The 20160-nt window shown below is 58.5% G+C and carries 14 protein-coding genes and 3 pseudogenes; 9 read left to right on the forward strand and 8 right to left on the reverse strand.

Annotated features, from left to right (window positions below; genetic code table 11):
* The first annotated feature begins 723 nt into the window (after nucleotides 1-723).
* The 3 genes and pseudogenes from B5527_RS47105 (at nucleotide 724) to B5527_RS15680 (ending at nucleotide 1890) form a co-directional block, all read left to right on the forward strand.
* Nucleotides 724-852, forward strand: coding sequence for a hypothetical protein (locus B5527_RS47105; RefSeq protein ID WP_276329333.1), 129 nt, complete (start codon nucleotides 724-726; stop codon nucleotides 850-852).
* An 18-nt stretch (nucleotides 853-870) separates the two neighbouring features.
* Nucleotides 871-1083 (forward strand): annotated as a pseudogene (locus tag B5527_RS47610) (transposase); the annotation flags it as partial.
* Between the two features lie 525 nt (nucleotides 1084-1608).
* A complete protein-coding gene (locus B5527_RS15680) occupies nucleotides 1609-1890 on the forward strand; it encodes a hypothetical protein (RefSeq protein WP_079602297.1) in 282 nt (93 codons plus the stop codon).
* 99 nt (nucleotides 1891-1989) lie between these two features.
* On the opposite strand, the gene B5527_RS15685 is transcribed toward B5527_RS15680, so the two are convergent.
* Nucleotides 1990-3300 (reverse strand): IS701 family transposase, encoded by a 1311-nt coding sequence (locus B5527_RS15685; RefSeq protein ID WP_079602298.1) that lies wholly within the window; start codon nucleotides 3298-3300, stop codon nucleotides 1990-1992.
* Between the two features lie 1109 nt (nucleotides 3301-4409).
* On the opposite strand from B5527_RS15685, the gene B5527_RS15690 reads away from it, so the two are divergent.
* Complete coding sequence (locus B5527_RS15690) at nucleotides 4410-4850, forward strand: hypothetical protein (RefSeq protein ID WP_197689306.1); 441 nt, start codon at nucleotides 4410-4412, stop codon at nucleotides 4848-4850.
* Between the two features lie 418 nt (nucleotides 4851-5268).
* Here the strand turns inward: B5527_RS15690 and B5527_RS45330 are convergent, their stop codons facing one another.
* Both B5527_RS45330 and B5527_RS15700 read right to left on the reverse strand, forming a co-directional pair.
* On the reverse strand, nucleotides 5269-5622 hold the full coding sequence (locus tag B5527_RS45330) for a hypothetical protein (RefSeq protein WP_172842568.1): 354 nt from the start codon (nucleotides 5620-5622) through the stop codon (nucleotides 5269-5271).
* 657 nt (nucleotides 5623-6279) lie between these two features.
* A complete protein-coding gene (locus B5527_RS15700) occupies nucleotides 6280-7500 on the reverse strand; it encodes an integrase core domain-containing protein (protein WP_245332352.1) in 1221 nt (406 codons plus the stop codon).
* A 476-nt stretch (nucleotides 7501-7976) separates the two neighbouring features.
* On the opposite strand from B5527_RS15700, the gene B5527_RS15705 reads away from it, so the two are divergent.
* Together B5527_RS15705 and B5527_RS15710 are read left to right on the forward strand one after the other, a co-directional pair.
* Nucleotides 7977-9533, forward strand: coding sequence for a serine hydrolase domain-containing protein (locus tag B5527_RS15705; RefSeq protein WP_172842569.1), 1557 nt, complete (start codon nucleotides 7977-7979; stop codon nucleotides 9531-9533).
* A 212-nt stretch (nucleotides 9534-9745) separates the two neighbouring features.
* Nucleotides 9746-10905, forward strand: a pseudogene (locus B5527_RS15710) (IS30 family transposase).
* On the opposite strand, the gene B5527_RS15715 reads toward B5527_RS15710, so the two are convergent.
* The gene (locus B5527_RS15715; protein ID WP_079602302.1) at nucleotides 10877-11119 is read right to left on the reverse strand and encodes a hypothetical protein; all 243 of its coding nucleotides are present in this window, start codon (nucleotides 11117-11119) and stop codon (nucleotides 10877-10879) included. The pseudogene B5527_RS15710 and the gene B5527_RS15715 overlap by 29 nt on opposite strands.
* Nucleotides 11120-11631: 512 nt before the next feature.
* Here B5527_RS15715 and B5527_RS15725 point away from each other — a divergent pair.
* Nucleotides 11632-11859 carry a cysteine rich repeat-containing protein gene (locus B5527_RS15725; protein WP_079602304.1) on the forward strand — a complete coding sequence of 76 codons (228 nt, stop codon included), beginning with the start codon at nucleotides 11632-11634 and terminating at the stop codon, nucleotides 11857-11859.
* 364 nt (nucleotides 11860-12223) lie between these two features.
* Here the strand turns inward: B5527_RS15725 and B5527_RS15730 are convergent, their stop codons facing one another.
* The 4 genes and pseudogenes from B5527_RS15730 to B5527_RS15740 all read right to left on the reverse strand — a co-directional run bounded on the left by B5527_RS15730 (nucleotide 12224) and on the right by B5527_RS15740 (nucleotide 16296).
* Nucleotides 12224-13663, reverse strand: a complete 1440-nt coding sequence (locus B5527_RS15730; protein ID WP_079600895.1) for an IS1182 family transposase — start codon at nucleotides 13661-13663, stop codon at nucleotides 12224-12226.
* Between the two features lie 231 nt (nucleotides 13664-13894).
* Nucleotides 13895-14173: pseudogene (locus B5527_RS47615) on the reverse strand (GNAT family N-acetyltransferase); the annotation flags it as partial.
* A gap of 616 nt (nucleotides 14174-14789) precedes the next feature.
* Nucleotides 14790-14999, reverse strand: coding sequence for a hypothetical protein (locus B5527_RS43950; protein ID WP_154072272.1), 210 nt, complete (start codon nucleotides 14997-14999; stop codon nucleotides 14790-14792).
* A gap of 322 nt (nucleotides 15000-15321) precedes the next feature.
* Complete coding sequence (locus B5527_RS15740; RefSeq protein ID WP_079602307.1) at nucleotides 15322-16296, reverse strand: zinc-dependent alcohol dehydrogenase family protein; 975 nt, start codon at nucleotides 16294-16296, stop codon at nucleotides 15322-15324.
* A 376-nt stretch (nucleotides 16297-16672) separates the two neighbouring features.
* Between B5527_RS15740 and B5527_RS15745 the strand changes: the two genes are divergently transcribed.
* Nucleotides 16673-17983 (forward strand): adenylate/guanylate cyclase domain-containing protein, encoded by a 1311-nt coding sequence (locus B5527_RS15745; RefSeq protein ID WP_079602308.1) that lies wholly within the window; start codon nucleotides 16673-16675, stop codon nucleotides 17981-17983.
* 1201 nt (nucleotides 17984-19184) lie between these two features.
* On the forward strand, nucleotides 19185-19829 hold the full coding sequence (locus tag B5527_RS45915; RefSeq protein ID WP_154072273.1) for a hypothetical protein: 645 nt from the start codon (nucleotides 19185-19187) through the stop codon (nucleotides 19827-19829).
* The last annotated feature ends 331 nt before the right edge of the window (nucleotides 19830-20160 follow it).

Here is a 20160-nt window from a genome sequence, read left to right on the forward strand (position 1 = left end):
GGGGCGAGGGAGCGCGGCGCCGATGCCGAACCAACCTGCACTCAATCCACGCAGATCATGTCCGCGTGCAACTACCGATTCAATTTTCAAACAGCCACGCCGAAATGTCTTAGCCGTCATTGCGAGCGAAGCGAAGCAATCCATTCCTTTTTTTGTTGCTGCATGGATTGCTTCGTCGCTTCGCTCCTCGCAATGACGGCAAATACAGATACACGTTCGCGATCTCGCGGCGCGATGCGTCCGAGGTTTGCCAATAATCTCCGCCCTGAAAACAGAGGGCGTGGGGAATGCCGGGCGCCCGATGCACCCGCAGCCTCGTGTGCGCTATTGGTAGTAAGTATGCACACGAGTATTCACAGCGAGCCATCGGAAATCACCCGACATTCCCGCACGCAATGGTTTACGGCTTATACCGTGCTCTCCCCGGTGATCGGCTTTCTTGCCACCGTCGTTACGCGGAGTAATCCGCCAACTTGACACCAGCGTCGGGGTGTCAGGACCACACGTCTTCGCCGTCCGCTGCAAGCAACGCCCGTCAAGCGCGCCGCCGCGTCCACCGCATCCCGCCCCGCGTCCGTGACGTCGCGAGCCGCCCCTCTGAGTGGGACGGGACGGGGAGGGATATATTGCTGATTTGGGTCAGGCCGCAAGCAATAATTCTGAAAATCAGAAATTATTTGGGGTGTGCCCTGGGAAGGGCAAGAGCGCAGCCGGGGCGGGTACGTGAAGCCCGCCAACCTGAAAGAAAAGCGCGTTGATCGCCGTTTCGCGGTCAACCAAAACGGCAAGCGCAAGGTCGTTGTGATCGTTCCTGAATGCGGCGGGAAATCGGTTCCACTGCTGTTCCGTTAAGAGAGCCAAGCTTCCGCCTTTATTCGCAGCCGTATTGCCAAGGGGACTGTGGTGCACGCCGATGGGGCCGGATCATGGGACAACTGGCATGAGCGTTTCGAAGTCAAGCGGATCAACCCTCAAGAAGCCTATTCGACGGATGGCGCCTGCACGAACCGGGCGGAGGAATACTTCAGCCGCCTTCGCCGTGCTGAAGTCGGCATCCACCATCGCGTTGCGGGCGCTTACCTCCGATACGCGCAAGGGCCGGGTCAGCAAGAGTGGCCTGTTTTGAACCTGCGGGCGGCCAAAGAAACGGCCCCAGCCCGGGGGAGAGCTGAGGCCGTGGGGGATGTGTCGAAATGGGGGGATCGCGACACGCTGGACAACCCGCCGGTCTGAAAACCGTTCCCTTCACCCAAAAATGTGAGGAATATAAATGCCCCTTTGGTGTTTCCAGAGTGCCGGGATTTAAAGACCCGACCACGGAAGCGAACGTCGCCAAGCGATTATATTCCGCTCAGGCGGCGTTTTCGCGTTTCAGGGTCCACTTCGCCGGTTTCCCCTCAGCCCCGTTCTGCACCCGTGGAGCCGCTCAGAGCGGCTCGCGCTTCGCGCGGCCTCCGGGTTAACCAGCCGTAACCGCGAAACCGAAAATGCCGGCTGCCTTGCGGCTGGGTCCTTAAAAATCAAAGCGTATTCTCGTTGAATTGAAGGATGTGAGGAGGGCGGCCGAAAAATCGGTGTCCCCTTGATCCGCAGACAACGAGCGGGACCATGGGCACGTGCGATTTTTTCGAACAGTCCGATGTGGGCTTCCCGTGGCTCGCCGGCGCCATGCTGGCGTTCGAGGCCTGTGAAGTCATCCATCTTCGGCTGGCCAAGCTTGCCAGCAACGACGGCGAGGCGGATTGCGAAGCCCGCCTGATGGTGAGCGAGAAGATCGATGCGATGTTCGAAGCCGGCGCCAGCCTGATGGCCGGCGCCTCCGCCGCGACCGTCATCGGCCGTTACCGTGAGCATGTCGCGGCGAACGCCAAACGTCTTTCGCTCACCTAGTACTACTGTGTCATTTATCGGGTCTGCCTTGCATACGGTGCGCTGAGAGAGTGGCAGCAGGGACATCGTGGCAGGCGTTTAACGATGGCGTCGATGAGGCTACGTCGCATCGTTGCGATTGAGTTCGGGATGTGTCGCTCGGGCCGCAATGGAGGATCCTCTGGGTCGATAGCCGTCGGATACGGCAATCTCCGGGAACAGCCGGGCGCTACGTAGTCCTGAGGGGGGAATCGTCTCCCGTTCGGAGATCAGGAACCCGTAGGTAGCGATGCACAGCGTGGCGTGATGATGAAAGCCTGGCCATCCTCGACCTTCAAAATGACCGAGACCGAGCTCTTGCTTGAGTTCCTGATAGTCACGCTCCACGCGCCAGCGCAGTTTGGCCGTGTCGACCAGATCGCGGAACGGAATGCTTTTTGGCAAGGTCGACAACCAGTATTTGGTCGGCGCATCCTCTCCCTCGGGCCATTCGATCAGCAGCCACTCTTTTGCCGGCTTCTCAGCCTGTTCATGGCTCGATGCAACGTGAACCCGTACGCGGGCAAACCGCGAGCGGAGCCGTGCATTCGTGCCCTCCCGCCATTCGATCGTATGCCATGCTTTCGTACGCAGCCCGAGGGCAAGCTCTTTGACCGAGATCGTATCAGGCGCATCCCGGCGGCCCTTCTTCGGGGCACGGCCCGGCCGTATGCCCGGCGCCCACACCAAGGTCTGCGGCTGTATAGCTGCCGCATAGGCCTTCCCGAGAGCTGTGATGCCGGCGCGCAGTTTGGAGTCGTGGCCGTAGCCCGCGTCCAATAGCACCACATCGCCAGGAAGGCCGGTCTCACAGGCCCAGTGGATGTGCTCAAGCGCTATCTCCGGCTTGGTCTTGAAGCAGATCTCTTCTGGCACCTTCGCCTTGAGCCGACGCGCCTCGTTCGAAGCCCAATCCTTCGTCAAATACAGCCGATAGGCCACAGGAAGGCTCGCCGCGTGGTTGGCAATCGACAACGATACGGCGACTTGGCAGTTCGCCTGTTTGCCAAGTTGTCCGCAGTATTGGTGCGCTACCCCAACCGAGTGCTGCCCCTTTTTGGGAATGCCCGTGTCGTCGATAATCCACGCCGTGATCGGTCCGCGCCGTTCAATCTGTGGCAACACCATCTCGCGAACCTTGGTCAGAACCACCTCGTCCGACCACGGCCCTTGGCCGACAAAATGCAGCAGGGACTGATGCTGTGCGCCCGTTCGATCCGGCGCTGTGATCGCCGCCATCGGCTCAACGCTCTTGCGTGCTTCCGACACAATTAGGCCCGTGCAATAGTCGCGCAACGGGCCTGCCCGATCTGCGTGGCCGATCACGCTGACAAGACTCTCGATATACCGCGTAAAACGCGCTTGAACACCCTTCGCTTCCCGAAGAGCCATCCCAACCTCCTGTTTCTCAATGGGAAGCTCTACGTTAAGTGATTCTCAAATCAGACGGCCGCGACCTTCTGACTCAGTAGTACTAGAGCGTTTCCACTTCTAATGCTTCATCCTTCGAGCGGCATCGCTTGGCGATGCTCTTCACTCCCCTCCCTCCACGCGCCCTTGCGCGTGGTGGGGAGGGGCCGGGGGTGGGGGGTAGTGCGGCAATCACCCATGCAGCCGTTCCGGCCGATAGACCCCCCACCCCCGACCCCTCCCCGCCGCTTTGCGGGGGGAGGGGAGAAGCCGCGTGCGATACAGACACCGGGCTGAAGCAGACAGGGTCTTGGCGATTTCGCTATTGAGGGTGTTTTGACACAGCCTGGGTCAAAAACGGAAGTGACCCTGCTTCCTCGGCAAGTCCGTTCCCCCTCAGGAGCAGACGTCGTCAGGCCACCCGGGCATGTCGGAAAAGTGCCAAACCCGGAAGTCGAAGATGCAATCACTCAGACGACGCGCGTAACAGAAAAGCCACCCGCTCTTCAATTTCAATCCTGTTGATCTTGCGTCGGGCGATCGACGTTGATCGCTTTAGGGGCAGCCCTTTGATAAACGCAGTGACCCGCAGCGTGTGGCGTGTCTATTCCGGTTGACGCGCAGCGAAGTTGGCAAGTGGCATCTAACGCGCAATCGAGGAAGGCCCAAACGAAGTACGATCCCAATACAAGACCGGCGATCCATAGTGTTGCCTTGGTCATTCGATCCATGTGAACAGCCAACAGGTTGTAGGAACTAATTTCGTCAACCATTAACGCGCCGAATGCTCAATTTTGAATGAAGCAGGTGAGTTCCGGTATGGATCATTCGCGTCGATTCCGAGCTGCACCCGGGAAGTCCAGTTCATCCACCGATAACGGACATGTGTCAGCCGCGGTTGAAGCACTGGCGTCACCGTGATCCAAATACGCTCTCGGTACATCAACACAATCTTGGCACACTGTTCGCGACGTTGTACCCCGCGCAAAACAAGGCGGGGGCTAGCAGGGGAATTTGCAGTGCGAGCATCGATAATCTGGCCGGTCGCAGCGAGCCATCGGCATCTCTCCCGGGTCCATGGCCTGACGGCCTTGCGCCTGTTTCCAGCCGTTGTGCTGTTGCTTTGCGCTTTCGGCTTGGCCGCTGGGGAGGCGCCAAGCCAACTGTCCCTGGAAAAGAACAGCTTTTATCTGTCGTCTGCCGGTTTTCGTATCCAGGTTGCCAACGATCCGGCTGGGCAAAAAGCGCTGCGCGCGCTGCCGGCGCACCGCTTCGTGATAAACGGGGCTGGCGAAGCTGCGCGTTATTTTTATGCCGAACCACAGCATTGCGTCTGCATCTTCGTCGGCACCCAACAGGCCTATGACAATTACCTCAAGCTCCTCAGCCAGCCGCTAAAGCCGACCGACGACGTGGCTCCTGATTACAAGACCCAGACCGGCGTGCTGTTGAGCGGCCAGCCGTTGCGACAGAGCACGCGCGGCGATCCCACCACGCTGTCGGACTATCTGAGCACTCTTTACCCTCATTAGTGAGGGGCCGCCGGGGCTCTCAGGATGGCACATACACGGTCAAGTGATACCGAACGAGCATGTTGCGTCCATTTAAACTTATGGGCCAGTAAAAGGCCGCCGCTGAATGAGGCGCTGGATGCGTCCTTACACCACGAAAGAGAAAGCTGGAATAACCGCCGGGGCCGTGGCTTCCTTAATCATCGTCGGATGGCTTGTCGTGCTGGCTATCGCATTTCTTTCAGCGCGATAGATATCGGATACATTCAGCGACGGAGGTGAAGAACATGAACGGAAATCGTTACTACGGAGTCCGAGTCGAGGGAGCAAAATACGGCGTGGGCTTTGGCTCCGCCCTCGCTATCGCGATATCCTACACTGCCAACCATTCGATACTTTGGGCAATCATCCACGGCATTTTGGGCTGGCTGTATGTGATTTACTTCGGGCTGTTTCGGTCATAATCAGCTTGTCGTGGAATCAACAATTCTTCGATCCAATCGAGCTGCCCGGCGGACGCAAGCTGGTCACGCTGCGCTCGACGTTGTCGGCCGCGCGGGAAATGTTCGTGACGGGTCAATCGCGTCATTTCATGCCCCAGCAAACGGCATCTCCAATCGCCAATATTGACCGCCCTGGAGCAGGCTTGCTTTGCAAGTTCCGGAGCCCAAAAGCGATCCATCAACGGCCATTTTGCAGTCATATTTGAAAAACCGAGCGTTGCTGTTCGAGCACAGAACTTCTGCCTCAAATCGCCTATATTGCGCCCGCTGTCGGACAGCAGCCAGAACACGGGTGCCGGTGTGGTCGCAGGTGGCACACGAATTGGCAGATTGCTGGCGAGCTGCTTGGCGTTGTTGGAAACTCACTACTGGGGCCAAACGGAGTTTTTCGAATGGGTGTGGCAAGCCAGCGCATCGCGCGAAACCATAGGGGGCGGGCAGCCGTTCTCACTGTCCTCGAAGAGTTGCCGGCGATCTGCTCGGCGATTGTTGCAGTCGGCTCGATGATCATGCTCGGGATCATGCTCTGCAAGGATTGGCCGCAGTAAACGAAGACATGGCGACGACGGTAATGCCGTCGCGAGCCTGCTGGCATTCTTGATGCGATTTGCCGTACCGAGCGCCGCGCCATCGATAACCGGCCAGCGCGCCAAGGATATATCTCGACGCCATTATCGCGCTCAACTCGAAGCGAATACCTTGGCCTGCTCCAGAGCCTGTTCGCTGGTGAATACTATCCTCGCATCACGGATGGGGAGACCGAGGGCGCCAAAGTAAACGCGCCGATGCGCCCAAGCGCGAGGTCCACTCTGCTCCTAGAGCGCGTTCCACTTCTAATTTCATCCTTCGAGCGGCATCGCTTGGCGATGCTCTTCACTCCCCTCCCTCCACGCGCCCTTGCGCGTGGTGGGGAGGGGTCGGGGGTGGGGGGTAGTGCGGCGGTAGGTTCAACCGGCATGATTGTCGACACTTTGGACCGGCATGATCCCCGACAGTTTGGGTTGAGCGGCCTGTTCACCCGGGTCGCGGAGCCGCTCACGAAGCGGAGCGAACCGGGTGAACAGGCCGCGGCGATCGATGAGGCCGATGTCCAGATCGCAGAAGCGCACGATGTGGTCACCGGTCTGGAGCTCAGCAACGCCAACAAGTTCATCCACCAGCGCTTCACCGATGAATACAAACTCGCCTTTCCATTTGATCTCGCCGTTGCCGCGGACGCGACGGACCTGATGATCGGCGTCGTACCAGGGATCTTCCGCGCGCGGCGGCATGGTGCGCGGGGAGCGGCTGTAGAACTCTGCCGGCGGCCGTTGGTCCAGCGCTTCGTGCGGACGTTCCTCGTTGTAATGCTTTCGGAACATGTCAAAGCGGGCCTGCTGCTCGGGTGCGTTGCTGGCTGGCGGGACCGAGGTCTGTGCCTTCAGCGTGCGGTGCATGCGCTCGTGTCGGCCATTCTCCTGCGGCGAGGCGGGATGGATGAAGTGCGGTGTGATGCCGAGCTTCATCCACCAGGCCGACAGCCGGGTGAGACCGCCCGGGCCACGCGAGCCGAACGGCGAACCATTGTCGCAGCGGATCGCAAGCGGCAGGCCATGCTCACGGAAAGCCCGTTCAAAACAGGGGCGAACGCCCTCAATAGTGGGGGCGACAATGCGGAGTTCGATCAGAAAACGGCTGTGACTGTCTGCTACCGTCAAGGGATCGATCCGCCGCTGGTCGCGGGTGCGAAACCAGCCCTTGAAGTCCGTACTCCACTCATCATTGGCGCTCGTCACCGGCGTGCAGGGCCGCCGCTGGTCGAGCGGGCGACGGCGCCGCTTCACCGGCGAGACCAAGCCTGCGCGCTTGAGAATGTCCCCGATCGTCGAGGCGGCAGGCCAGGCGATCTCGGGGGCATCCCGATCAAGCACCGCCAACAGCTTGCGCGGCCCCAGATACGGAAATCGCCGCCGCGCCGCGATCACCTTCTCTGCAATCGCACCGTTCGTGGTCTGCCAACACTGCAAGGGCGCATGCGAGCGGTCCTGAAACCAGGCCGGATCGCCGCTCTCTTTCCGCTTGCGCCATTCGTAAAACGTGTCGCGGCAAATCCCGTAGCGCCGGCACACCTCCGATACGCTCCAGTTCCCGCTCTCGTACTCCAAAAACATCCGAATACGCTCTTCCATCCGACCGGTCTCTCTAAATGGCATCGAAGGGTCCTCCCTCCGGCGCATTCTGAAACCTGTCGGGAATCATCCCGGTCTAAAATGTCGGGAATCTATCCGGTCCGTACCGCCGATAGACCCCCCACCCCCGACCCCTCCCCGCCGCTTTGCGGGGGGAGGGGAGAAGATAAGTGTGCTGACCCACGTGAGATGGAAAGCGCTCTAGAAACGGACATCGTCAGCGTGGCTGGTGACGTCCGTCAGGTGCCAATCTCGGAAGTAACAGCGTTCGTTCGATCCCTACCGAAATGTGGTGCCCACCCCATGTCCGGTTTATCCCCGTTGGCGTGCGAGCATCGCCGATAGCCCGCTTCGTACCAATCGAAAAGCACCGATTTATCGTTTTGTCGGCTGGTAAGGCAAACCGAACTTAATATAATTTGCGATGATCGGCCCTACCTCAAAGCAGGGTTCGCGTGCATCATTGGAGAATGCCGATGTTCCTCAGAAACGCGGCAATAGCATTGCTGTTCGTCGGGGCTCAATGCTTTGCCGGATGCAATGCATCCGCAGCCGAGCCTAATGGCACAAGTTCTCCGGAAATCTGGCCAACGAACGCGTGGCAGGTTTCGACTCCGGAGGAGCAGGGTATGGATTCGGCCAGCCTCGCTCGCCTCATAGAATCTGTGGGCACTTACAAACAAGACAGCCTGATGATCGTCCGACACGGAAAGATTGTGGCTGAGGCTTATTATGCCCCTTATGTCGCTGGCGTCAGTCACGATTTGAGATCTGTGACGAAGAGCATTGTCAGCACGCTGACCGCTATCGAGCTACAGCACGGGTTGTTGGACAGTGTTGATCATCCGGTAATAGATTTGTTTCCCGATAAGCAGATTGCCAACATCGATGACAACAAGAAGGCAATGACGGTTCAGAGCCTGCTTGATATGACCTCTGGAATAGACTGGCAGGAAAAGGCGTACACACCGGATGAGACCATCATCCGGATGTACAGGAGTCCAGACCGTACCGAGTTTGTCCTGAGCCAGCCGATGTCACGTGCGCCGGGGACAACGTTTTATTACAACAGCGGCAATCCGTACGTTCTGTCAGCCTTGATCACGAAGAAAACCGGACAAAGCGCGTTCGACTTTGCCAAGAAGGAATTATTCGAACCGCTCGGTATCAAAAGTGCCAAGTGGGGCGCCGTCGATGCTCAGGGCGTCACGGACGGCGAAGCTGGGCTTTCGCTAGCGCCCCATGACATGGCCAGAATTGGTTATCTCTATCTTCACAACGGGATGTGGGACGGAAAGCAGATCATCCCGTCGTCATGGGTCGACAGGGCAAAAGCAGGAAGCGTTTCGGCGACGTTCGGATTCCACTATGCGAACCTGTGGTGGTCACTTCCTGAGAAGGACGCCTACATGGCGCGCGGCCGCCATTCCCAACTCATTCTTGTCCTTCCAAAACTGGATGTCGTTGCCGTTATGACCGGCATCTTGCGGGACGACGAATACTATTCCGCCTCCAGACTGGTCGATGACATCTCCAACTCGGTCAAGTCTGACAATCCGCTGCCTCCCGACGCTATCGCCCAGGCTCTGCTTGCGGCATCGCTTCGCCAAGCCGCGAGTGAGAAGCCTTGCGCTGTTGGCGGCACCCCCGAATTGGCAAAAGCTGTATCGGGAAAAACCTATCAGTTCGACGCCAATGTGCTGCACGTGAAGACGTTTTCGCTAACCTTTTCTGATGCGGATCCTTTCTGGGAAATCACGACCGAGACCGGAAAGACCGACCGGCCCACGCAGCATTTTTCAGGGCTGTTAGGACTTGATGGGACCTTTAGAAGGAGCCCGCCAGCTGCCTACGGAATCAACGCCGTCAGGGGCCGCTGGCTGAACGAGAATACGCTTTCGATCGAACGCCGAATCCTGGGGCACAGCGAGACGCAGACGTGGGCACTTAGCTTCAGCGGCGATGAGGTGAAAGTGAACTTTGAAAACACTGACGGCCTTAAGGCAGAATTGCACGGCCGGAAGATTGAATAAGTAGCGAACAACTCCTTAACCGGCAGCCGCAATGGAGGCCGCAGCACAATGTCCGGTTCGGTTTAACAACGGAAGTGACCCTGCTTCCTCGGCAAGTCCGTTCCCCCTCAGGAGCAGACGTCGTCAGGCCACCCGGGCATGTCCGAAATGTGGGGTGGGCTCAACCGGTCGATGCAACACTTTATCTTAGAGGGAAAAGATGGAGTGAGACGATGGAACAGAGATTTCGTCGAGGTTTTACAACGGCCGAGAAGACGGAGTTATGGGATCGCTGGCAACGCGGGGAGTCTTTGAAGGGGATCGGGCGAGCGTTTGGGAAGCCGTCATCGTCGATTTATTTCCAGGTGGCCCCGCACGGGGGCATCCGTCCTGCAGCAAGGCATCGCTCAAGGCTGGCATTGGCGCTTTCGGAGCGGGAGGAGATTTCCAGAGGGATTAAGCGCATCAATCAGCCCGATCGATAGCCAAGATGCTGGGCCGCTCGCCTTCGACGGTGAGCCGAGAAATTAGCCGGAATGGCGGCTATGATCGATACCGAGCGGCTCTGGCGGATGACCAGGCCTGGGCCCGAGCCCGCCGTCCGAAACGTTGCAAGTTGGCGACTAATCCCGGGTTGCGACAGGCGGTAACCAGCAAGCTGAGATTAAATTGGGCACCCGAGCAGATAGCCGGCTGGCTTAAGAGAGCCCATCCTGAAGATGAGAATTGTCAGGTGTCACACGAGACGATCTATCGCAGTCTCTTTGTTCAAGCTCGCGGAGTGCTTAAGAAAGAGCTACTTTGCCATCTTCGATCGAAGCGCACGATCCGTCGATCGAAACAGGCAGGTCTTCACGGCGATGGACGGGGACAAATCAAGGATCCCGTCTCGATCCGTCAGCGCCCGGCAGCAGTTGAAGATCGAGCGGTGCCTGGCCATTGGGAAGGCGATCTGCTGTCCGGTTCGAAGAACAGCTATATCGCGACCTTGGTCGAGCGTCATACCCGTTACGTGATGTTAGCAAAGGTGGCCAACAAAGACACCCAATCGGTCGTCTCCGCGCTCATCAAGCAAGCTAGAAAGCTGCCGACCGAACTGTATAAATCGCTAACCTGGGACCGGGGCAAGGAACTTACGGATCATCGACGATTTACGTTGACGACCAACATCGACGTTTATTTTTGCGATCCGCAAAGCCCGTGGCAGCGCGGGTCGAATGAGAACACCAATGGCCTGCTGCGACAATACTTCCCGAAGGGCACCGACTTGTCGGTGCACTCGCAAGCCCACTTGAACAAAGTGGCTCGCCAGCTTAACGAACGGCCGCGTAAGACCATGCAATTTGAAACCCCAGCAGAGAGATTTAACGCCTGTGTTGCATCGACCGGTTGAGCCGGCTGCCAGGAAGAGACATTCCCTCGAGAACCGAAAAGCCCGGCTCGCGCACGACCGGCGGTTCGTCGGCGCGGTCCTCCTCTTCGTCGTCTTCCTCTTCGTCCTCGTCCTCTTCATCAGGATCTCGGGGCGGCATCGTGTTGCCCATGATCACGAAGGGACGCCCGTCGATCAACCTAGTGGAAAGGTCCTCGGGGATGTGTGGGGTCATGTTGTTCGTCCTCTTGGGGGATTTTACCCCGGGGTTTCACCGGCCGGCAGGATATGTGGCCGCTCAATTGCCTAACACCGGCTGGCCTGGTGCGCGGTCTAGTGGCGGGCGTGGCTTTGCGAGGCCCGTCGTACCGGGCGGGGTCTCGTTGTTAGCCGTCCTTGTGTCGACCTCAAGCGTGGTGACGAATGCCGTGAGCATTGCAATTATTATCGCGACGGCGAAAAGTATGACGGTGGTACGGTGGCTATTCCGCTCGTTACTCATGAGGGAGCCTCCACTCTAAGCAAAAACGTTATGCGGCTTGGATAGTTCCCCGCGCGGTATGAGCACAGCACCCGCTCGGTAGGGGCGGGTCTCCCCCAACAATCAGACATTCTGCGCGTGTATCGGCCTGTCTCGAACGTACCAAATGTGCATCTCAGGTGAGGATGCACCGAGTATCGGTATGTCTATCGAGGAACCGCAGACGGGGAGCAACGTTTTGTTCCTGTTAACATAGGGAGATCGTTATGCGCTCAATTGTCCTAGCTCTAGTCATTTTGCTGACTGAAACTTCCCTATCTTTTGCACAGGGTCACATGGGCACGCCACAAGAGCAGCAGGCCTGCAGACGCGATGCGCAGCGCTTTTGCCGACAGCAAATGGGCGATGATGGAGCGGTCCAACAATGCTTGCAGCAGAACAGGACCAGACTGAGGAAGAGCTGCCAAAAAGTATTTGCCAGCCACGGCATGTGAGGATGACGGCTTAACGCCGGCTCGTTGCAGCGCGTTGAAAATGGGTAAGACCGTTTTCCCGCCAACAGTGAAGCGGGGCGCTGCTCCGGGCCGGCTGAGGCGATGTTCGCCGAACGAGTACGGGGCCGAGTAGAGAATCGAGTCCGTCAATGTTCAGCTCAGCCATCGATGGCAGCTAAGGGTCTTGGTTGCGTGATAACGCGCTGACGCGGGCGGGGAACGTCCACGATCCGGTCGGCGTAGTCCGACACGGCCGATCTGAGCAATTTTTTCCTGTTGGGCGATCAGGGGCCGCCTCCGAGTCGTGGCGGGGAATGCTGGGCATGGTCTGGCTCGGTATCGGCACGCAGTGGGGTCTCCACACTCACGCTCTGATCGCTGCCAGCAACGCCCTTGTACCGACGATATTCATGACCCGCGTCAGATTGTAGGCGAGTACGCTGAGCGCCATCTCGCTCGCGACCTTCGGCAGCGTCTTCATCAAGAAGTGCGTCGCGCCCATTCTCATCTTGAGCGTGCCGAAGGGATGCTCAACCGTCTCGCGCCGGCGGCGCATGGCCTGGGGATCTTGATCCAGCCGCTGCTGCACGATTTCGAGAACGTGCTCATGCTCCCATCGCGTGATGCGGCGTTCTTTGCCTGTGGTGCACTGATCCTTGATTGCGCAGGTCTTGCAGGCGTTCGTCCAGTACCGGCGCATCTTCTGCCCGTGTTCCTCATTGGCATAGTGGAATTTGAGCTTCTCGCCGGCGGGGCAACGATAGACATCCTCCTCCGGCACATAGACGAAGTCCTGCTTGCCGAAGCGGCCTTCCGACTTCGCGCCCGACGTCATCGGTTTGGGCAACGTCACGCAAATGCCTGCCTGCTCGCAGGCCAGGATCTCTTCGCCATTGAAGTAGCCGCGGTCGGCGACGGCTTCGAGTTTATCGACTTGCAGAACGGCCTTGGCTTCCCGCGCCACGTTCGCCAGTTGTGAGCGATCCGAGCCGATATTCGTCACATCGTGCGTCACGATCAGATGGTTCACGGTGTCGACCGCGACCTGCACATTGTAGCCGACGACGCCCGAGCCACGCCCACTTGTTGCCATCGAGCGGCTATCGGGATCAGTGAGCGAGATTTGGTGATCCGGCGAGGCCAACATTTGCTTCTCGTAGGCTGCGAGTTTGCCCATTTCCTCTTTCAGCTTGTCGAGCTTCTCCTTGAGCCGCGTCGTCTTGAGCACCAGCACTTCGGACGGTTCCTGCCTATCCGCCGTATCGAGCTGGGAGAGATACCGCGCCACACTCTCCTCGAGTTGCGCGCGCCGGCGATCGATCTTCCCCCGGGTAAAATTGCGATCTCGATTATTGACCGCTTTGAACTTGCTGCCGTCGATCGCGACGCTCGCCTTCGCCAACAGACCCATCTGGCGACAGAGATTGACGAAGCTCGCGCATGCCCTGCGGATCGCCGGGCCATTGTCCTTGCGGAAATCGGCAATCACCTTGTCATCGGGAACGAGCCGACCGAGTAGCCATATGACTTCCAGGTTTCGGCCGGCTTCGCGCTCAAGCCGGCGGCTCGACTGCACTCGGTTGAGATAGCCGTAGATGTAAAGCTTCAGAAGAACCGAGGGGTGGTAGGCAGGCCGGCCTGTCGCTGCAGGCTCGACGCCTTCGAAACCGAGATCGGCCAGATCGAGCCCGTCGACAAAGCAATCCACCACACGAACGCAATTGCTCTCCTCGACCCACTCATCGAGGCATTCCGGCAACAACGTCGATTGTCCGCGATCGGCACCCTCAACGAAGCGCTTCATGATTGCCCCCGGCAAATCGCCAAGCGAATCATAGCAGACAGTTCGTTTTCACGCAGCCAGGGTCAATCGCGTCGTTTTGACCACCGACCAGCTACTTCCGGTCTACCCCGATCAACGGACATCGCCAGACCAGCCGATCTGATCCGTTTCGTGCCAGACTCGACGTGGGGCGCCACCGGTTCGTGGTCCGTTGGTTTCCTGCCGTTCTCGGCACGTTGACAAAAACGCCGCTCACTTTCTCGCTTGAGTAGCCATCTCGGAACTTCGCGCGCACCAGTCGCCGCGCGTGATCTCCCAAATCTCGGTTAAATGCGGGCCACTTACGTACTGTCCTTCCTCAGTCCTGACGAGCCGCATGCCTGTGCGTTCCGAAATGCGCCGTGACGGCGTGTTAGTGGCAGCCTTGGGCACTCTCAGCACTGATCGACCGAGCGTCTCAAACCAGAACCGCGTAACGGCCGCACTTGCTTCGGATGCAAGTCCCTGACCTTGCCAATCGGGATCAATCCAAAAGCCGCGGTTGTCAGAAAAGTGCCATAACCGGACTCATGCACTGCAGTAATTGGCAGTTTATCGATCACCTCGTCGTAACCGACACGGCGGTAACTGCGCGTTTGAGGCGCGCTTCCATACGCCTGGTTTGGAGGGCCGGCACCACCCGGCGCGTGCTCACTCCAGCGGAGTCTGGGACAGCACGTCGGAACACGACGGCGCCCATTTACCGGTCTGGCGCAAATCCTGATCCCCCGTGATCATCTAATTGCCTTCTTTGGGGACCTAAGAGGAGAAGTGTGATTCTCCCGTAAAGGGGTAGCGGCCACCGCAGGGCAATGACGGATCAATCCCATGAGATCCCGCAGGACCTCCGTAATCTCGTCCGCGTTATCTCAGCTTGCACATTGGGCCTCTGGGCATTTGCAGCAGGTTTGCTGATCGGTGTCTTTTTGTTTATGTGATCGAAGGCGCCCCGCACGCACGCATACGCGGCCGCGATAAATTTTTTCCGTGCGCGGCGGCCGCGCGAGGCACGATGCCCGGGCGGGGGGGTCGCAGTGGTGCCGCCGGCTAGCGGATCAACAATGCCGCGAAGGCGCAGGCGAAGCCCATCGAAGATTGCCTTGCCGTCCTAGTAATGGCGGCGCACAGCGCGCCTCGTCGTCCGCCGCGCTACTCCGGCCGCGCTTCTAGGCGTCGCCGGACGGCCTATCACTGCTTCGGCTTGCGAGATGACCGTGCCGGACTGCCAGACGGCCGGCGAGACGTCTACGCTGAAGCCTACGAAGAAGGCGAATGCGACCGCCGCAGCACGGATCAGTCGGAAAACGCTTCTGGTCATGCGAGCCTCCCTACGGATTAGCCTTTCGAAAGCATTCTGTTCGCGTTCAGGACCCGAACGTTGATCTGGATCAATGCGGGGGGCGAGCTTGCGAAGGCGTCGATAAAAATGCGTCAAAGCCGCAGTGGAAAACGGCGTCGTCAACCCTAATGCGGCAGAGTTCCGCTGTGGGTCATTCGCGTCGTTTTCGCGAGGTTCGCTATGAGTCCGCTTTACCCCTGCGTGAACGGACATGGACTGCGTGTTCGGCGACGTCGGAAAAGTGCCAAAACCGGAAGTCGGCGGATCTCACTCGATCACCTCGTCGCGGTCGTGGGTAATGCTACCCATTGGATGCGCTGGCGACGTCGATCAGGATCTTGCCGCCCTTGAGCAGATGGGCGACGGCGTCCTTGATTTTCGACATCGGATAAACCGCGGCGACGGGAACGCGCAGTGCCCCGGAGGTGACTAGAGGCGCGGCTTCGATCTGCGCCGGGAGGATCTTCGACATATGATCGAAGTGGCCCAGGAAGAAGCCTTTGACTGTCAGCTGCTTGCCAATGAGGAGAAGCCCGTTGATCACCAGCGGCTGTCCGCTTGCCGCAGAGTAGGTGACCAGCACACCGCGGTCCGACAGCATCTGAACGAGCGTTGCCGTCGCATCACCGCCCACTGTATCAACCGCCAACCGGACCGAACCTTTGCCGATAACGCGCGCCGCCTCCGCGACTGCGGCCGGTTCGTCCATGAGCACCAAGTCTGCTCCCGCGGCCTTGAGTTCGTCGATCAGTTCGCGCCGCCGCACGAGGCTGATCGTTCGAATGCCACGCAGCTTCGCAATCGCGATCAAAGACCGGCCGACGCCGGAATTTCCTCCGTTTTGAACGACCCAATCGCCGGGCTTGAGGTCCATATATTCGCTGAGGATCAGCGCTGCCGTGGGTGGGTTGCTGCCGAGCTGCGCGAACTGCAGCCGATCACCGTCAGGTAGCGGGAAGAGCCCCTGGGCCGGAGCGATCAGGCGCTCCCTCCAGGTCAGCCCGAAAATTGGCGCTAGCACGTGCTCGCCGACTTTAACGTTGGCAACACCAGGACCTACCGCTGCAACCCGACCGAACCCCTCGTTTCCAACGACAGTTGGCGTCGGCGGGCCCCCGAAGAAGCCGCGTATGAACAGGAGGTCATGCTTATTCAGGGGCGCCAGTTCGACGTCGATTAGGACCTCGCCCGCTCCCGGCGCACCCGGCTCGGGGATATCAGCGAGTTCCAAGACCTTGAGCGGGTCACCATATGCGGAGATTTGCAGCGCGCGCATTGAGGGTCTCCTTCGGTCTGGGGTCTTTGATCGTATCTCGCGCTCCACATACGTTGATGCAAGACCGCATTTGCCAGATCGATGAAAACCTCTTGCACCGCATGGCCGGACCATACATTGGGTCAGACCCGGACCTGACGGCCCCGAAATCCGACTTCCGTTCTACCCCCGAGACCGGACATCGCCGACCCAGGCCGGCCATGTCAGTTTCGTGCCAACGGCGGAAATTGTGAGTGGCTGTAAAACATCAGGGGGATTATCGAATAGCGAACGCGCGAAGCAGACATGCATTACCTTGACCTTGACCCGACAGCTCAAGCTTGATCCTGTCCCTCCCGCGGACAGAGATGGGCAACCACCTTGAGAGACACGGCCGATGAGCGAGTTTGCCCTGCCGGAGACGCGTTACGCACTCAGCGGCGACGTCAACATCGCCTATCAGGTCATGGGCGCGGGCCCCGTGGACATCATCATGGTCCCCGGCGTCGTGTCGCACATCGAATACAGCCATGAGACGGATGGATATACAGCGTTTTTACGCCGCCTTTCGGCATTCGCGCGGGTCGTCACTTTTGACAAGCGAGGGCAGGGACTATCCGATCGAATTTCCAGCGCGCCCACGCTGGAGCAGCGCATGGACGACGTTCGCGCCATCATGGAAGCGATTGGTTCGCAGCGTTCGGTAGTCATTGGATTCTCCGAAGGATGCGCGATGAGCGCGTTATTTGCTGCAACCTATCCGGAACGGGTATCGCAGCTGATCCTCTATGGCGGCTTCGCGGTACCAACCATGTTGTCGGAAGAAACCATCGCACAGCGCGTAAAGTTTTGGGGCACCGGCGCCATGATCAGGACAGCCCGGCCCAGTCTGGCGATGAACCCGGATGCCGTGGCCCAGTTCGCGAAGTTCGAGCGCTTGTCTGCCAGTCCCGGAGCTATAAAGGCACTCTCATTGTTGAACGCGCAGATCGATGTCAGGTCGATTCTTCCATCGGTACAAGTTCCAACCCTTGTACTTCACCGTCGGGAAGATGCTCAGGTCCCCGTCGAGCTCGGCCGCGATCTCGCGGCACGAATTCCGACGGCTAAATTCATTGAATACCCGGGTGACGATCATCTTTTCTGGTGTGGCGACGCAGAGACGCTGCTTGGCGATATCGAGGAATTCATCACCGGACACCGAGACGGTTCGTCAGCCGATCTTGAGCGCGTTCTGGCCACCGTTTTGTTTACCGATATCATCGATTCGACGCGCAGCGCGGCTGCAGCCGGCGATCAGGCATGGCGTCGACTGCTTGACAATCATGATGAGCTTGCGAGGCAGGTAGTCAGGAAACACCGTGGCGCTTTGGTTAAGACCACGGGCGATGGCATTCTCGCAACTTTCGATGGACCTGGTCGTGCCGTTCGATGCGCTCTGGCGCTAGGGGCAGCCACCAAACAGATTGGGCTGCCCCTGCGAGCCGGTCTCCACACGGGCGAGATTGAAATGAGGGGCCGTGACATTGGCGGGATTGCGGTGCACGTGGCGGCTCGCGTCATGGCACAGTGTCAATCCAGCGAAGTCCTGGTTTCACGAGTCGTAACCGATCTTGTGGCCGGCGCCGGGCTACAATTCTCTGAACGCGGGTCGTACGAATTGAAGGGCATCCCCGGCAGGTGGGATTTGTTTGCCGCAAGCACGTAGCCCGTGTCTGAAATTGCCACATCGCGTCATTTCGCCGCGCTGTGGAATTTGGTCGCTATGGGGCATAGCAGACTCCGGCAAGCCGTCCACCCGGCAGATTTATGGGTTCACGGCCTAAACAAAGTTGCAATATGGCGCGCGCAAGATCTATTCCCCCATCTAATCCCCCATCTAATTGATTCTGAATTATCCAACTATCGAACACTGATGGGATTATCGCAAACTTATCTTGGTGTGATGCCGACAATCACTTGGACGAGAATAGCGATGATAACAGTTTTTAGGCATGGATCATTTTTTGCTGCTACTCAAACTACTGAGTACCGTCGAATTTATACATCCAGATCATCTTGGCGCACGGAGACCGTTACAGATAGCACGGGAGCCGCTAGCTGTTGCGGGGACCCATAGCTGTACACAAAAAAGACGCAGTCGTACGTTAACCAATAATTTGCCGAGAGTTAGCGCTCGGCTGCTTTCATCACCTTGCGACCATGTAGTCCGCGAATGAGGAGCGGACGCAATGCTTGCTGTGAGTTCCTCGCTTGCTGTGAGTTCCTCTTCCTTCGGCTTGGCGATCGTCATCCGCTCATGGTGGGCGCGGTTTGCCGGGGCGCCTGCTCGCGAGTTCATGAGGCTACTTTCAACACGACTTCCTCATGCATGGCACTCAGGTATCCGGCTTATTGTTTTGGATCGGAGCCTCGCGACAAAATCCGACCTGTTCTTTGCTCAGACATCGAAAGCGCTCGATATCGCTTCCGAACGTGCGCCGAACGCTTACGCTGCACTAGGTAGAAGCGTTAGGCAGATCATTCTGCGGGAGAGGTCGCGCCCGAAAACACCTTCTTACCACCGCTTCCAACTTGCGGCTGTCGTGACGCCGGAAATCGCACTCGAGGTGGAGGTTGGCCTTTACACTGCTTGGCTCTTGTATGCATCGGGCCTTTCGAGGGGAGTAGTCGCCGCTGAAAGAGCTGCAGATGAGTATTTTGAAAGTTTAGATCCGGCCGATCGAAGACGCGGGAGTGAATGGCTTCACTCTAATCTTCCTCTTGCTGAGCCATAGCTAGGACGGAGGGAGAGTCGCCCAAAACCCATGCATGGGGCGAGAAGAACGCGTTCTTCGAAGAGGACAATTGCCGGAACCCGGCAGAGCAAGAAGACTCCGATTGATGATCAACCAAGAGGAGAAGGTCCGATGGACATCAAGCGAAGATTACCGAAAGCTCGCTTTGAGCAAATTGAATTCCTGGATGAGCGGGCCGTTCTAACGGACATAAAGGCCCGTCGTGGCAAAGGTAACCTCGAGAGGCTTGAAGCTGAAGCGAAGAAACGCGGTTACGAGCTTTTGGAAACCGAGGATGAGGTTCTTGGTCTTCGCCAACGATTTGAGGTACGAGAACCAATCCGGCCAGGCTACGGAGAAAGCGGGACGCCTGTTGTGGAGGTGGAGTTCGAGCTTGTGATGCAGTCTCTCCGAAAGCGTGACTCACGTGATCACGGCGCAATCGCGGCTGCAACCATCCGGGCCGGGCGCAATGTTGAGACACAAGAAATCCTGCTTGAGGCTCCCGAGGGGAAATTCCTGGAAGCGCGAGAATTCGTCTTCGAAGCGGATCAGCTCATCGAAACACAGAGTTGGTGGTCGGCTGTTTGGCATTGCCTCTTGAATTCATGCGGACCGGTAATCGCCGGAGCATTAGTCGCGTGCAGCGGAAGTTTCATCGCGTATGTAGGCTGCGTTCTCGCGGCAGCGGGTGGGTGCGGGGTGAAATGCGCAGCGTGTGCGACATGTAATTGCAGGTGGTGGTGCAGGTGGGCTGCGAGCTGTTGTCACCAATGAGTAGCATAAGGTCCGCGATAGTGGGTGCAAGACCATGTTGGCTGGAAATGCCCACGGTCACTGACAGCGATGATCCCGGTCGACTACGTCCGAAGTATGCCGCGTCATCGCGAGCGGTTCTCGTGCATGACAAAGATAAGATTTACGTTTTCTTCGAGGACGAAACCGCTCGTACTGACGTGGAGAGCCACCGGGATGTCCGGCGGCTCTCAGCCAAAGAAGTCGAAGAACTCGAAAAGAAGCGACCCTATCTGCGGTTCTTGACGAGTGATGCCGTTTCAGTAGGTCGCGGAAGCCAGGGCACCGGCAGGGGCGTTGTGCTGCTTGGAGA

It is taken from the genome of Bradyrhizobium erythrophlei (assembly GCF_900129425.1).
Lineage (GTDB): Bacteria > Pseudomonadota > Alphaproteobacteria > Rhizobiales > Xanthobacteraceae > Bradyrhizobium > Bradyrhizobium erythrophlei_C.

What these genes read in the sequence shown, in the direction of transcription:
- B5527_RS15680 (WP_079602297.1), top strand. Translation starts at nt 1,609, where the DNA reads ATGGGCACGTGCGATTTTTTCGAACAGTCCGATGTGGGCTTCCCGTGG.
- B5527_RS15685 (WP_079602298.1), bottom strand. Translation starts at nt 3,300, where the DNA reads ATGGCTCTTCGGGAAGCGAAGGGTGTTCAAGCGCGTTTTACGCGGTAT.
- B5527_RS15700 (WP_245332352.1), bottom strand. Translation starts at nt 7,500, where the DNA reads ATGGAAGAGCGTATTCGGATGTTTTTGGAGTACGAGAGCGGGAACTGG.
- B5527_RS15705 (WP_172842569.1), top strand. Translation starts at nt 7,977, where the DNA reads ATGTTCCTCAGAAACGCGGCAATAGCATTGCTGTTCGTCGGGGCTCAA.
- B5527_RS15715 (WP_079602302.1), bottom strand. Translation starts at nt 11,119, where the DNA reads ATGACCCCACACATCCCCGAGGACCTTTCCACTAGGTTGATCGACGGG.
- B5527_RS15725 (WP_079602304.1), top strand. Translation starts at nt 11,632, where the DNA reads ATGCGCTCAATTGTCCTAGCTCTAGTCATTTTGCTGACTGAAACTTCC.
- B5527_RS15730 (WP_079600895.1), bottom strand. Translation starts at nt 13,663, where the DNA reads ATGAAGCGCTTCGTTGAGGGTGCCGATCGCGGACAATCGACGTTGTTG.
- B5527_RS43950 (WP_154072272.1), bottom strand. Translation starts at nt 14,999, where the DNA reads ATGACCAGAAGCGTTTTCCGACTGATCCGTGCTGCGGCGGTCGCATTC.
- B5527_RS15740 (WP_079602307.1), bottom strand. Translation starts at nt 16,296, where the DNA reads ATGCGCGCGCTGCAAATCTCCGCATATGGTGACCCGCTCAAGGTCTTG.
- B5527_RS15745 (WP_079602308.1), top strand. Translation starts at nt 16,673, where the DNA reads ATGAGCGAGTTTGCCCTGCCGGAGACGCGTTACGCACTCAGCGGCGAC.
- B5527_RS45915 (WP_154072273.1), top strand. Translation starts at nt 19,185, where the DNA reads ATGGACATCAAGCGAAGATTACCGAAAGCTCGCTTTGAGCAAATTGAA.